General features: G+C 61.9%; 11 protein-coding genes and 2 pseudogenes. All 13 read left to right on the forward strand.

All coding sequences use genetic code 11. The features are described from left to right. Positions 1-119 precede the first annotated feature (119 nt). The 13 genes and pseudogenes from HOP51_RS18770 to motB all read left to right on the forward strand — a co-directional run bounded on the left by HOP51_RS18770 (position 120) and on the right by motB (position 13,424). Entirely contained in the window at positions 120-380 is a 261-nt protein-coding gene (locus HOP51_RS18770) for a DUF2835 domain-containing protein (protein ID WP_234275408.1), read from the forward strand. A 129-nt stretch (positions 381-509) separates the two neighbouring features. Beyond that, entirely contained in the window at positions 510-1,730 is a 1,221-nt protein-coding gene (locus tag HOP51_RS18775) for a GGDEF domain-containing protein (protein ID WP_234275409.1), read from the forward strand. An 82-nt stretch (positions 1,731-1,812) separates the two neighbouring features. Beyond that, positions 1,813-5,847 (forward strand): sensor domain-containing phosphodiesterase, encoded by a 4,035-nt coding sequence (locus tag HOP51_RS18780; RefSeq protein ID WP_234275410.1) that lies wholly within the window; start codon positions 1,813-1,815, stop codon positions 5,845-5,847. 274 nt (positions 5,848-6,121) lie between these two features. Beyond that, a pseudogene (locus tag HOP51_RS21110) lies at positions 6,122-6,541 on the forward strand (PilZ domain-containing protein); the annotation flags it as partial. A 402-nt stretch (positions 6,542-6,943) separates the two neighbouring features. Beyond that, positions 6,944-7,561 (forward strand): annotated as a pseudogene (locus HOP51_RS21115) (HD-GYP domain-containing protein); the annotation flags it as partial. A 270-nt stretch (positions 7,562-7,831) separates the two neighbouring features. Next, on the forward strand, positions 7,832-8,251 hold the full coding sequence (gene fliS / locus HOP51_RS18790; RefSeq protein ID WP_234275412.1) for a flagellar export chaperone FliS: 420 nt from the start codon (positions 7,832-7,834) through the stop codon (positions 8,249-8,251). 5 nt (positions 8,252-8,256) lie between these two features. Next, positions 8,257-8,634, forward strand: coding sequence for a flagellar protein FliT (locus HOP51_RS18795; protein ID WP_234275413.1), 378 nt, complete (start codon positions 8,257-8,259; stop codon positions 8,632-8,634). Beyond that, entirely contained in the window at positions 8,631-9,920 is a 1,290-nt protein-coding gene (gene fliK, locus HOP51_RS21020) for a flagellar hook-length control protein FliK (RefSeq protein ID WP_234275414.1), read from the forward strand. Before HOP51_RS18795 ends, fliK begins: the two co-directional genes overlap by 4 nt. After that, positions 9,901-10,182 (forward strand): EscU/YscU/HrcU family type III secretion system export apparatus switch protein, encoded by a 282-nt coding sequence (locus tag HOP51_RS18805; protein WP_234275415.1) that lies wholly within the window; start codon positions 9,901-9,903, stop codon positions 10,180-10,182. The genes fliK and HOP51_RS18805 overlap by 20 nt, the downstream gene beginning before the upstream one ends. Before the next feature lie 351 nt (positions 10,183-10,533). Next, a complete protein-coding gene (gene flhD / locus HOP51_RS18810) occupies positions 10,534-10,866 on the forward strand; it encodes a flagellar transcriptional regulator FlhD (protein ID WP_234275416.1) in 333 nt (110 codons plus the stop codon). Continuing rightward, positions 10,863-11,438, forward strand: coding sequence for a flagellar transcriptional regulator FlhC (gene flhC / locus HOP51_RS18815; protein WP_234275417.1), 576 nt, complete (start codon positions 10,863-10,865; stop codon positions 11,436-11,438). Before flhD ends, flhC begins: the two co-directional genes overlap by 4 nt. A 169-nt stretch (positions 11,439-11,607) precedes the next feature. After that, positions 11,608-12,480 (forward strand): flagellar motor stator protein MotA, encoded by an 873-nt coding sequence (gene motA, locus HOP51_RS18820; RefSeq protein ID WP_234275418.1) that lies wholly within the window; start codon positions 11,608-11,610, stop codon positions 12,478-12,480. Further along, positions 12,477-13,424, forward strand: coding sequence for a flagellar motor protein MotB (gene motB, locus HOP51_RS18825; protein ID WP_234275419.1), 948 nt, complete (start codon positions 12,477-12,479; stop codon positions 13,422-13,424). The genes motA and motB overlap by 4 nt, the downstream gene beginning before the upstream one ends. Positions 13,425-13,451: the final 27 nt, after the last annotated feature.

The raw sequence follows: 13,451 nt of genomic DNA on the forward strand, positions 1-13,451 counted from the left end.
CGTGGATTTCGAGTAGAGCTAGTGAGCCAGGCGCGATATTCTCAACCACCGTGAGTACGACCGAGGCAAGTGAAAGGGGTAGAATAAGGCCGTTCGAGATTGCTGAGAAGTCAGTCTTCATGCCGAATATCGATGTCGTGCTTGAACTTTCCGCCGAGGCTTGCCTTGCTCACTATGAAGGCCGGGTAGGGCAGGTGATGGCCCGCAGCCTCGATGGCCGTCGTGTGGTGTTTCCTGCCGAAGCGCTACGCCGCGTGGTGTCCCGGAAGGGTGTTCAGGGCACCTTTCGTCTCTCTTTTACCTCCGAGGGTCGTTTCCTGTCGATAACGCGTCTGGGCGATGTGGCTGAGACATGGCCTGACAAGCTGGACGTGAAATAGCCCAGGAGTGGCCCGATGTTTGACGTATATCGGATCCAGCCCTCTCGTTAGGCTGACTTTGCTCTGTTATAACATCGATTCTGCATAGTTCCGGCCATGTGATGTGTGGCCACCCGACAAGGCCTTACCATGCTTTTCAGCAAGTCACGAGAACTTCGCGAGTACCAGAACCGCCGTCTGGATGAGCTGGCCGAACCGCCCGAGGTGGGGCATGAGCTGTTCGTCGGGCTCAGCGCTTTGCGAGATACTCTGAGCAGCCGCTACCACTCGCGTGATTTCACCTTCGCTCATGCGCGTTATCTGCGTAGCCGGGTGCTGGCCTTGGGGCTCATCTTCGCGCTGCTTTCGCCGCTGTGGATCGTGGTCGATTCCCTGATGCTGCCAACCGAGCTGCTCGGGTATACCCTGCTGGGTAGGGTCATATTGCTGCTGGGGCTGGTGGGAGTGCTGGCATTGGCGTATTTCAGCCGTGAGCGGATACGCCACATACGTTTCAGTGCCGGCATGCTATTGGCGCTGCCGGCGGGTTTTTATCTGCTGGTGCTGAGTATGCTGCCGCCTGATCAGGTGCATGGCCTGGTGGGCTATGGCTTCATACCTTTTCTGCTGGTGGCGGCGCTGAGCGTCTTTCCGTTCACCCTGCTGGAGTCGCTGGCTGCCGGGCTTGCCATGTTGGGGTTACTGGCGTTCTCACAGACGGTCGACGGCAGTTGGCTGACCGGGCACGGGGTGGAGAGTATCTGGCTGCTGTCGAGCCTGCTGATCGTGTCGCTGGCGGCCAACCATTTCCAGCTTAGCCTGCTGCTGAGACTTTATCGCCAGGCCACGCACGACCCTCTGACCGGGCTCTTCAATCGCGGTGCGCTGGAGGTTCACCTGGAAAAGGTTCAGGCCTGGCAGCGCGATACCGAAGGGCGGGGTAGCCTGGTGTGCGTGCCCTGCTCCCTGCTGATGCTCGATCTCGATCATTTCAAGCATATCAACGACAGCTACGGCCATTCGGTGGGCGACGGCGTGCTGTGCCAGTTTGCCGAGCTGTTGGTGCGTCAAACCCGCCGGCACGACTGCGTGGCGCGCTATGGCGGTGAGGAGTTCGTCATCATCCTGGTGGGGAGCGGCCAGGCGCGGGCACTGGAAGTCGCCGAACGCATCCGCTACGCCGTGGAGAAAACCGAGTTCACCGGCCACGACGACGAGCCCATTCCGGTGACGACGAGCATTGGCGTGACCCATCTGCAGCAGGATGAGCCGCCTCAAGAGGCGCTCAAGCGAGCCGACGAGGCGCTCTATCAGGCCAAGCGTGAGGGGCGCAATCAAGTGATCTCTGCCGTGGAGCCTGCATTGCCATGAGTCTAGGCAGGCTTTTATCGATCTCAAGTTTCGCAATTTCCAGCCGATAAATCGGATAAGGAAATTAGCGAGCGAGGGGCGAATGCCCAATAATTCACAGCAGGTGGCGTTGCATACCTGGCTGGTACTGGTGCCGGTACTGCTGCTGGTCATGGGTATCGTCAACGGTCTTGCGACTTGGCAGTTGCCGGTCGACTGGCAGCCACCCTGGCTCACCCTGCCCATCATGCTGCTGGTGGGGAGCGGCCTGTTGGCCAGGCTGTTGGGCAGGGTGCACGTGGCGCAGCTGTGTGGGGCGTTGTTGTTGCCTGTTGGACTGTATGCGCCGGTGTTGACTTGGTTGCCATCCGGGCTAGTGGAGCCGTTCGGACTGGGGCGGGGGGCACTGGCGCCAGCCTCCAGTATCGCAGTATTGATCGTGTCGGTTTGTCTAGTGGCGGGCAACGACTCACCGCGTGCCCGCCTTGCCTGGTGGCTTGGTGGGGGAGGGCTGTTCGTGGCGGGCGGAATGGGCCTCGTGGCCGGTGTCTGGCCCGAGCGGCTTTTTTCCAGCTCATGGGGAGTAGCCTTCACGACACCTTTTACCGCCTTGCCCGCGCTGTTGTGCGGCACGGCGATGATGCTGATGGCACGCCATCCGACCGTGGCCCCGTCATTGAACCGCGCCATGGTATTGGCCCTGACCGGTGGTGTGCTGGCCAGCGGCTTCGTCTGGTATGCGCTCACCTGGCAGCAGTACGATGCCAAGCAGCGGCATGCCTCGGAGCTGTTCTTGACCTTCAAGGTCGGTGCCGAGCGCGTCGTGGATAACAAGCAGCGTGAGATCCAGCGCATGGCGGCGCGTTGGGTGGAATCCGGCGGGCTGCCTCCGTTGAGCTATCGCGAGGCGGAAGTCGATAATTATTTCCGCGACATGCCGAGCCTGATGTCGCTTCACTGGCAGTCAGGGCGGGACGAGCAGTTCCGCTGGGGGCGCGAACGGGACGAGGGTTTTCTTCTGGAGTGGGTGGCCGAGCACGACTGGTTGCTGGACTGGTTGGCGGTGGGCGGATCCTACCCGCGCTGGGTATTGCCCGACGAGCAGCGTTCCGAGCTTGCCCTGGTGGCGGTGCCCTTGTCCCTGCCTGCGCACGGCGCGCTGGTTGCCGTGCTGGACCTTGCCCAACTCTTTCATGAAGAGATTCGCTCCCTGGTAACGCCGCTGCGGCTTTCGGTACAGCGCAATGCGAGCCTGATGGTGGCCAACCATCAGCAGAAAACCGGCGAGGGGATGGCGTTGAGCCGCGGCTGGGTGCTGCTGCCTGGCGGGGTGGCCATGGAGGTCATCGTTCATGGCGATGGGCCGCTGGCAGCGGACTTGGCTGGCCTGATGCCGCTGGCGGTGGCCGTAGGCGGTCTGGTGATGAGCTACCTGCTGGCCTTCAGTCTGGGTATGGCCGGATTGAGTCGGCGCCGCTCTCTGGCGCTGGCGCGCACCCAGCGCCACCTGCGTGCGCAGCAGCGTGTTCAGACGCTGATCGCGCGCGACCAACCCCTGGAGGAAATTCTCAAGGCCATCTGCCGGATCGTCGAGGCTCAGGTGCCGGGCGGCATCGCGTCCATCATGCTCTGCGACGGAGCCCAGCTGCGCCTGGAGCGGATCCATAGCGTCGGTCTGCCGCAAGCCTATTGCGATGCGATCGAGGGGGTGGCGATCGGGCCGGGAAACGGCGCCTGCGGCAGTGCCGCCTATCTGCGCGATTTCGTGGTCTGCGCCGACATCGCTCACGACTCGCGCTGGGAGGGGGTACATGATCTCGCGGCTCGTCATGGCCTGGGCGCCTGCTGGTCCTATCCGGTGATCGGCAGCAATGACCTCTTGCTGGGTACCTTCGCCATCTACTATCGCCAGCCGGGCGAACCCTCACGGAGCGACCGCCGACGTGTGATCGAGGCGGCCGAGCTGGTGTCGCTGGCGGTGGAGCGCGAGCGAAATCGCCAGGCGCTGAGAGAGAACGAGCAGCGCTACCGCTCCCTTTTCACCTATCACCCCGATGCCGTTTTCTCTCTCGACCTGGAGGGACACTTCACCTCGGCCAATGCGGCGTGCAGCAATGTGACCGGGTATCCCCTGGAGCAATTGCTCGGCTCGCATTTCTCGTCACTGGTGCAGCCCAGTGACCGGGCGCGCTTCGAATCGCTCTATCGCGACGTCGACCGGGGCGAGGCGTTCCGCTACTCGGTCACTATCCAGCATCGCGAGTCACGCAGCGTCTATCTCGACGTGACCAACCTGCCCATCGTCGTCAACGAACGCGTCATCGGCTTCTACGGCATCGCCAAGGACATGACCGAACGACATCGGCGGGAGACGGAGCTTCGCATACTGCAGCGAAGCGTCGAGGCGAGCACCAATGGCATCGTTATCGCCGATGCCCGTCAACCCGACAATCCCATCGTCTACGTCAACGAGGCGTTCGAACGTATCACTGGCTACGGGCGCGATGAGGTGCTTGGTCGCAATGGCCGCTTCCTGCAGGGCAGGGAGACCGATGCGAAGGCCATGGCCCAACTGAGGCATGCAATCGCCGAGCGGCGCGAGATCAACGTCACGCTGTGCAACTATCGCAAGGACGGTACGCCCTTCTGGAACGACCTTCACCTGGCTCCAGTAAGGGATGCCGAAGGGGGCGTCACCCACTTCGTCGGCGTGCAGCACGATATTTCCGAGCGCAAGTCCTACGAGGCCAAGCTGTCGTTCCATGCCAGCCACGATGCCCTGACGGGGTTGGCCAATCGGTCGCTGTTCGAGAATCGCCTGCTGCATGACGTGTCGCAGGCACAGCGGCACGGCCGTCACTTGGCCGTTCTTTTCGTCGATCTGGACGACTTCAAGCCGATCAATGACAGCCTCGGCCACGAGGTGGGCGATCAGGTGCTGATTCAGGTGGCCCAGCGCCTGGCGGAGGAGCTGGACACGGGCGATACCCTGGCCCGGTTCGGTGGCGATGAGTTCGTCATCCTGCTGCCTGGGCTGGACCGTGAGGAAGATGCGATTCGCTTGACCGAACGCCTGTTGTCGCGTGTCGGCCGCCCCTATCGGGTCGACGGTCATGAACTCTACATCGGGGCCAGCGTGGGGATCGCCTGCCTCAAGGAGGGTAGCGACAATCCGGTTGAGCTGATCCAACAGGCCGATATGGCGATGTACCGGGCCAAGCAGAAGGGGCGCAACGCCTGGGAGTGCTTCACCAGCGACATCAACGATGAGGTGAGCATGCGCATGGCACTGCGCAACGACTTGCAGGAAGCGATCGAGGCGCAGAACTTCGAACTCCACTATCAGCCTCTGCTGGGTGCCCGCGGCGGAGAGATCGTGGGCTTCGAGGCGCTGGTACGCTGGAATCACCCGATCAAGGGCTACCTCTCCCCGGGCCTGTTCATACCGCTGGCCGAGGAAACCGGCCAGATCGGACCGATTAGCGAGTGGGTGTTGCGTCAGGCCTGCCGCGACATGTGCCGTCTGGCCGCCGAGGGTTATGGCCGTTATCGCGTGTCGGTCAACCTTTCACCGCTGCAGTTCCGTCGAACCAATTTCCTCAGCAATCTGCAGCAGGCTCTGCGGGAGACCGGCTTGCCGCCGGACTGTCTCGAGTTGGAGCTCACCGAGGGCATTCTGATGATCGACACCGTGGCGGCAGTCGAGACGTTACATCACCTGCGCGACATGGGGGTGGAGGTCTCCATCGACGATTTCGGCACTGGCTTCTCCAGCCTGAGCTATCTGAAACAGCTGCCTATCGGCAAGATCAAGATCGATCGCAGCTTCGTGCGCGACGTCACCGTCAATCGTCACGATGGCGCCATCGTGCAGGGTATCATTTCCATGGCCCATCATTTAGGGCTGGGGGTGGTGGCCGAAGGGATCGAGGAGGCCGCGCAGCGCGATTTCCTGACGGCCCACGGCTGTGATGTGTTCCAGGGTTTCTTCTTCGCTCGCCCGATGCCGCTCGAAGCACTCAGGGTCTACCTGAAGGAGCGGACCATCGAGGTCGGTCCGGCTCAAGTCCTGCAACGAAATGCCGATAACGAGACGCTGGCAAGTGTGCCGTCATGGCCAGGCGATGATCACCAATAGCTCAAAGGGTGGGGTAGCAAGGATGGCGCAGGTCCAGGATGAGTTTCTGCGGGTGGGGAGCCCGAGTGAAATCGAGGTGCTGCTGGAGCGGTTGATCCAGCCCGGTGGCGCTTCGCTGCTGCTCGACAAGCCCGACGCGACCCCGATACCCGTGGTGGTGATGGAGCAGCGGTCACCGCAGACGCTGCTTCTCGACATCACGGCAGTACGGGAAATCGTCGGTGAACTCAAGCGTGGCACGGGGTTTCGATTGCTGGGCCAGGTACAGGGCAAGATGATCCGCACGCCGGTGCTCAAGTCGCTGCAGCTCGATCTCCAGGAAGGGCGAATCCACTGTCAGTGCGAGTATCCGCACTATCTCGAGGAGCTGCAGCGTCGCGAGTCCTTCCGCGCGCGCTTGCGCTTGGGCATGGAGGTGGGCGCCATCGTGCGTGGAGTGGAGGGAAATGGCGAAACGGCAGTGCAGGGCGATCTCAAGGATCTCTCTCAGCAGGGCTGCCAGCTCGAACTGCCCGCTTCGGCGGCGAGCCTGCTGGCCGAGGCGCTGCTGGTCGAGATCGAATTCTGTTTTCCCAACGAGACGCGTTTCACGGTGCAGGCCGCGGCGCGTCACAAAGTGGCCGATAGCGACCGCCAGGCCCTGCGGGTAGGATTCCACTTCGAGAACTGCACCGCCGAGCAGGAGCGCAAGCTGTGGTTCTTCGTGCGTGAAATCGAGCGCGAGTCGTCACGCTACGACGACGAGTCCGATGTCGGTCGCTTGCCTTCGATGCTGTTCCAGAGCCAAGCGGCGGGGGGCGCGCCACCCGTCGGGCGTCGTAACCTGTTGACCTATCCCACGCCCATGGCGCGACGCTTGGCCAGGGTGGCCGGCTATCTAGACGCACAACTGCTAGAGTTGCAGCAGGGCGACGATATCGACTCCGTGCAGCTGTCCCGACACGCCGATATGCTATTGCAGCTGGCCGAGGAGGACATTGAGGCGCTGCTCTTCGCCACTCGTTGCCTGGGGCAGGAGCCGCTGCTGGTACGCCATGGGCTGGGGGTCGCCGTGCACATGTTGGCCCTGGCCGGCAGCGGCGCGGTGCCTCGGGACGTGCGCAAGGCGCTGGCGGCTAGCGCCATGGTGCACGACCTGGGCAAGGGACTCCTGCCGCCTGCGCTACTGGGGGCCGAATCGCTGAGAGCTGAAGAGCGGGCTCAGTTGCATGAGCATGTGGAATGGTTGCAGCAGCGCCTGGCGGGGTGTCAATGGTTGTCGGTGGGAGTCAGGACAGCAGTGATAGGCGGTGTCAACGAGCGCCTCGACGGCAGTGGATATCCGAGCGGCGCCACCGGCGACGACCTGTCCGAACTGGCCCGCATGAGTGCGGTGGTGGACGTGGTGGATGCGATGCGCCGCAACCGGGCCGATCGTCCCGCCTGGCGTATCGATGCGATATATCGTCATCTGCTTACGTCGCCACATCTGTTCGATCCGCGCTGGGTGAAGCGTTACGTGCAGCGCTTTGGGCTGCGTCCGGTCGGGTCCCTGGTGCGTTTCTCCGGCGGTGCGTTGGCTTGGATACAGCGGCTCGACCAGCAGGGCAAGCCCTTCCAGGTGCAGCTTGTCGGGGAGATCGCACCGCCCGGTGAGGCCCTGGGCGAGGTGCTGCGGGGTGACATTACGGCGCGGCTGGGCGAGATGATCGAGGAACTGCCCGTCTCGACGTGAGGGGTTCGGGGCCGGCGACACCAGGCCGGCCGGAAGGAGTGGCAATGAGGCCCTGGGAGCCTAAAGTCGGCGGCACGCTGTGCCGATAATACGAATTAACCCCTCGGTCGCGGGCTTTTCCACCGGAAATGTTGGCGCGAAGCCTGGCACACTAGGCTTATGGCGTTTCAAGCCTGGAGCGAAGGAGCTGGGGCTGACTAGTTTGAGAGGCCAGTTCTACCCGTTTGCGTTCGTGACCGTTTCGCAGCCACAAAAATCGGAGAATGAGACATGAGTACCTTGAAGGGAGCTGCTGCTTACGGGAGAGGGGCCAGTGCCTATGCCAGAGTTGGCGTCGAAAGCGGTGTCATGTCGGCCAGCCCGCATCAACTGATCGTGATGCTGTTCGATGGCGCCCAGGGTGCCATTCGCGCGGCCCGCATTCACATGCAGGCGGGTAACACAGCTGAAAAGGGCAAATCGATCTCCAAGGCGCTGGATATCGTCAACAACGGCCTGCTGGCCGCTCTCGATACCGAGAAGGGAGGCGAGATTGCCGAGCGGCTCGGTTCCCTCTACGACTACATCAGTCGACTGCTGCTGTCCGCCAACCTGCATAACGATCAGGAAAGCCTGGACCAGGCCGAAAGCCTGCTGGACGACATTGCCTCGGCGTGGCGGGAAATCGGCAATACCGGAGCGCAGGATTGATGGCCATGTCGACCGCCCGTGCTCTGCTTGACGGCTATGCCCAGCTCAGGCAACAGGTTGCCATCATGCTCGAACTGGCGCGAGCCGGTGAGTGGGATGCGCTGATCGAACGCCAGTCCGATTATCTGCAACTCGTCGACCGGCTCAGGCATCTCGATAGGGAGGCCGTGCTGGACGACGAAGAAAGACGTTGCAAGGCCGATCTGCTGGAGGCCATCCTCAACGACGACCTGGAGATCCGTGAGCAACTGATGGCGCGACGCAGTGAACTCGGCCATCTGATGGATACCAGCCGGCGCCAGCGCGACCTGCACCGCAGCTATGGCAAGCAGGCTGCATCCGTGGTCGATGCCGCCGACAAGTTCAGCCCGGGGACGTCGTGAGTGGCATCACGCCGCTACTGGATACGCTGCTCCACCAAGTGCTGGGCAAGCGTGTCGATACGGCGCCTCCGCGAGAGCTGACCGAGCCAGTGCGGTCGGTCGACCCAGGAGAGGGCCCCAGGGCGCTGCACAGTGACTCTCGCCTGGAAGGGCGCCGGCCGACCACGGCACCCCTTCAGGGAACGTCGACTCCTGCGCAGCGCGGCGATGGCCAGCCGTTGCGGGGCGACACTCCCCTGGCTCCCGCTTCCTTTCAGACCCACTTCAGCCCCACGGCGCGCACCATCGCTGACCTGCTGTTACGTTTCCCGGCTCCACCTTCGGTATTGAGTGCCAAGGCTCCATTGATGAATGCGGGCGAGACACCTGGCGCGTCCACGCTGGCCGACAGGCTGCAATCCAGCGTGCGAGACAGCGGGTTGTTCTACGAGTCCCACTTGGCGCGCTGGTATCGTGGCGAGATGAGTCGTCAGCAGTTGGAGAACGAGCCGCAGATGCTGCGTACGCAGCGCTTCGCGCCGGCTGCGTCGACGACAGGTGGCGCGTCCATGCAGTCGGCGAATGCCGCCGCCGCAGCGCCGAATGCCCAGAGCCAGGCATCGGTAGGACAGCTGCAGTCGGGGGTAGTGCCTGGCCAAGTGCTGCCTGGGCAGGCAGCTTCCATGGCCAATACCTATGCCGTTACCGAATCCTTGTATCCTGCGGCGGCTCGCGGCGAACGTGCCGGCGGGGAGGCCCCCATGTCTACGACCGCTCAGCCGCGCGACATGACGCCAGCCGGTATGGCGCGGGGCGAGGGTGTCGAATCGAGCGGGCGCGAGGGTGGCGAGCAGTGGGCGCGCGCACGCCCCGCAGGGAGCGAGGTAGTATACGAGGGCCTGCAGGGGGTGGTGCGGCATCAGCTCGAGATGCTGGTCACGCCTGTGCTGCGCTGGGAGGGGGATGTCTGGTCAGGGATCTTCATGGCATTGATGATCCAGATGCCAGCCGGCTTCCGGCGTGAGGAGCGCGGAGAGGGGCAGGAGGGGGAGGAATCGCAGCAAGGGGCTTGGCACTCCGAGCTCCAGCTCTCGGTGCCAAGCCTGGGCGATATTCGTGTGGCGATGTGGCTACAAGACCAACAGATGCGGCTGCAGCTCCTGGCGCGGGATGAAGATGCCCTGAGAGTCTTGGAGGGTGGGCTGCCGCAATTGGAGCAGCGCTTGCGGAATGCCGGGCTCTCGACGGTGCTGATCGATGCGCGCCCTTGGAGCAGGGAGGAAGCGAATGACGGAACCGAAGCCTGAGCGCCGCCAGCAGGCAGTGGCGTTGGCCTATCGCGAGGGTGACGATGCTCCTCGGGTGCTGGCCAAGGGATATGGCGACATGGCCGAACGGATCCTGGCCGAAGCCAAGCGTCAAGGCATCTACGTCCATGACGCCCCTGAACTGGTGTCATTGCTGATGGGGCTGGACCTAGATGAACGGATCCCTCCCATGCTCTACCAGGTAATCGCCGAGTTGCTCGTATGGGTATACGAGTTGGTCGAGGTGCAAGAGCAGCGTTGAGTGCACAAGCAGGATTCGGCTGGTTTTTTTGTAAAAAAATGTAACTGAAATGTTATGGAAATGACTTTGTCAAGGGCGTTATGTAGCCTTTTTTATGTTTTCGCACAATGCGTTAACGATTTAGTGCTAGGGCTTGACAAGCTAAGATTTTCTGCTGAGTGCAGTCATCTCTGTAAGGCGCTTGGCAGCGTGAAAAACAGTGGTCACAATAGCTCGCGTATGAGATATGTCCTTATCAGGTATTACCTGATCGCTACAATGAGCTGCATGACGTATCTCTAGGCTAGTCCTGAACAAGTGCGTTACAAGAAAATAAGGACACGCGAATCAATAGCGTGCAGGGAACCTAAAATGAAGAACACGAATCACCTGGGTGATATCCAGGAGCTCAACCTCGCCTATCTGCTGCTGGCTCAGCGGCTGCTCAACGACAATCGTGCTGCGGCCATGTTCCGCCTCAAGATCGATGACGAAACAGCCGATCTGCTCGTGTCCCTTGGTGCCGCGCAGCTGACCCGCCTGGCCCGTACCAACCAACTGCTCTGCCATTTCGGTTTCGAGGGCGCGGAGCAGCTGCGCCAAGTGGTCGATAATCCCCGTGACAATGGACTGTCGCAGTTTCATGCCGCTCTGCTGATGGCGGGTCTTGAAGCGATGCCAATGTCGCGGGGGGATATGAAATGACCCAAAAAAGCCTGGTTGAGGAGATGCAGCAAGTCCAATTGGCCATCGAGCTGATCGAGTTGGGCGCTCGCCTTCAAGTGTTGGAGACCGAAACGGACCTGAGTCGTGCCCGCTTGATTCGCCTGTTCAAGGAAGTGCGCGGCATGTCCCCGCCCAAGGGAATGCTGCCCTTCTCGACCGACTGGTTCATTACCTGGCTGCCCAACGTACATGCCTCGCTATTCTACAACATCTATCGCAACCTGCTCGTGGGGCAGAAATGCGAACGGATGCAGGCTTTCGTCACGGCGTATCGGTTGTATAACGAGCAGGTCAGCATCGATCAAGCCGAGCCGGTGCTGGGGCTGACCCGCGCCTGGACCCTGGTCAGGTTCTTCGAAAGCGAGCTGCTGCAGCTATCCACCTGTACTCACTGCGGGGGGCATTTCGTTGCTCACGCGCATTCGCCGGACCACGACTACGCCTGTGGTATTTGCATGCCGCCTTCTCGGGCCGGCAAGACCCGCAAGCGCCGCGAGCGCGAAGCGGCGGTCGACGATTGCGCCACGCCGAGAGTCACGCAGGTCGGTTAACGCTCGGCTACCGGCGCGTGCCGGTTGCCTGTCTCACAAGATGCCGCCTTCGGGCGGCGTCTTGCCGTCCGGCCCCATCATTTCTTTTTGAACCAAGGGCTCAAGTGTTTCGACAGTCGGCCGATAAACAGTGATAACGACGGCTTACATCCAATGAAGGGTATCGGTTGTGCTGATTCTGCTGGGTTACATCGTAGTCATATTGTGTGTCTTCGGCGGCTTCGTGCTTGCTGGAGGTTATCTTGGGCCACTCTATCAGCCGGTTGAGCTGTTGATGATTGGCGGGGCAGGGGTGGGGGCCTTCATTGCCGCCAACAATGGCAAGGCCATCGTCGCGACGTTCAAGATATTCCCCAAGCTGCGGCGTACCAAGAAATACAAGAAAGAAATGTTCATGGAACTGATGGCGGTGCAGTTCAAGCTGCTGACCAAGGTACGCCGCGAAGGCATGCTGGGCATCGAGCGCGACATCGACAGCCCGCAGGAGAGCGCGCTGTTTCAGGAGCACCCCAAAGTGCTGGCCGATCCGATGATCATGAACTTCCTGACCGATTACCTGCGCCTGATGGTGGCCGGCGGCATGGATCCGTTGGAGATCGACGAGCTGATGCTTCATGAGATCGAGACCTTTGAACAGGAGGCCCACATTCCCGCAGATGCCATTGCCAAGGTGGGCGACGCCATGCCGGCGTTCGGTATCGTGGCGGCCGTCATGGGGGTGGTCAAGGCGCTGACCTATGCCGATGCCGGGCCGGAGCAGATGGGCGAGATGATCGCTCACGCCCTGGTCGGTACCTTTCTTGGCATCCTGCTGGGCTACGGTTTCATCAACCCGGTGGCCAGCAGCATTGAGCGTCAGGCCAAGGAAGCGGAGAAGATGCTCCAGTGCATCCGGATCACACTGCTGGCCAGCCTGCACGGTTATGCGCCGCAGCTGGCGGTCGAGTTCGGTCGCAAAGCGCTGCACAGCTCTGAGCGCCCCGGATTCACCGAACTCGAGACCTACGTACGTAATGCCAAATCGGGTGCGACAACGGAATGAGTGCAGGCGGCGACAAGCGCCCGATCATCATTCGGCGCAAGAAGGTAGTCCACAGCCATCATGGCGGCAGTTGGAAGATCGCGTTGGCCGACTTCATGACGGCCCTGATGGCACTGTTCCTGGTGATGTGGATCTTGGCGGTGGCAAGTCCGGAAACGCGGGAGGGTGTCGCCGACTACTTCAGTACCCCCTTGGTCAGCGCCGTGACCGGAGGGGATCGTTCAGGCAGCACCCGGGCCATTCCCGGTGGCGGTCCCGATCCCTCCCATAGCGATGGCGAGCGGGCACGTATCGACACCCGGGAGTTCTCGCGCCCAAGTGAGCAGCAGCGGCGTTTCTTCATGGATCTGCAGCGCCGCATCGAGGCGGTGATCGAGGCCGATCCAGAGCTGCGCGAGCTACGTCAGCAGATGCGCTTCGACCTGACGCCCGAGGGTCTGCGTATCCAACTGCTCGATACCGAGCAGCGGCCGATGTTCGATATCGGCAGCGACCGCGTCGAGCCCTACATGCGCAACCTGCTGCGTACCATTGCACCGCTGCTCAACGATCTGCCCAATTACCTCAGTATCGGCGGGCACACCGACAGCCGGCCCTATGCTGGCGGCTACCGGGGCTACAGCAACTGGGAGCTTTCCAACGATCGGGCCAATGCTTCGCGTCGTGAGCTGGTTGCCGGTGGGTTCGATTCGGGCAAGCTGCTGCGTGTGTCCGGCTTCGCCGACCGCGTGCTGTTGCCCGATACCGATCCCTTCGACGCGGACAATCGACGCATCGAGCTGTTGGTACTGCTGCCCGAGGTGGCAGAGTTCATCCGCCGGCCAAGCATCCTGAATGGTCCGGGCGTGCCGAGCCCGATGAGTACTCGCCTCGAGAGCGAGGTCGATCTGGCACCCGTACACCAATTCACTGAAGGCCTGCGCCGTGCTCTCAATCCCCAATAACCTATTTTGACACCAGGTGGTAAAGCG

Origin of the sequence: Billgrantia zhangzhouensis (assembly GCF_021404465.1) — a bacterium.
Classification (GTDB): domain Bacteria; phylum Pseudomonadota; class Gammaproteobacteria; order Pseudomonadales; family Halomonadaceae; genus Halomonas; species Halomonas zhangzhouensis.

What these genes read in the sequence shown, in the direction of transcription:
- HOP51_RS18805 (WP_234275415.1), top strand. Translation starts at nt 9,901, where the DNA reads ATGACGGAACCGAAGCCTGAGCGCCGCCAGCAGGCAGTGGCGTTGGCC.
- flhD (WP_234275416.1), top strand. Translation starts at nt 10,534, where the DNA reads ATGAAGAACACGAATCACCTGGGTGATATCCAGGAGCTCAACCTCGCC.
- HOP51_RS18780 (WP_234275410.1), top strand. Translation starts at nt 1,813, where the DNA reads ATGCCCAATAATTCACAGCAGGTGGCGTTGCATACCTGGCTGGTACTG.
- flhC (WP_234275417.1), top strand. Translation starts at nt 10,863, where the DNA reads ATGACCCAAAAAAGCCTGGTTGAGGAGATGCAGCAAGTCCAATTGGCC.
- motB (WP_234275419.1), top strand. Translation starts at nt 12,477, where the DNA reads ATGAGTGCAGGCGGCGACAAGCGCCCGATCATCATTCGGCGCAAGAAG.
- HOP51_RS18775 (WP_234275409.1), top strand. Translation starts at nt 510, where the DNA reads ATGCTTTTCAGCAAGTCACGAGAACTTCGCGAGTACCAGAACCGCCGT.
- HOP51_RS18770 (WP_234275408.1), top strand. Translation starts at nt 120, where the DNA reads ATGCCGAATATCGATGTCGTGCTTGAACTTTCCGCCGAGGCTTGCCTT.
- HOP51_RS18795 (WP_234275413.1), top strand. Translation starts at nt 8,257, where the DNA reads ATGTCGACCGCCCGTGCTCTGCTTGACGGCTATGCCCAGCTCAGGCAA.
- fliS (WP_234275412.1), top strand. Translation starts at nt 7,832, where the DNA reads ATGAGTACCTTGAAGGGAGCTGCTGCTTACGGGAGAGGGGCCAGTGCC.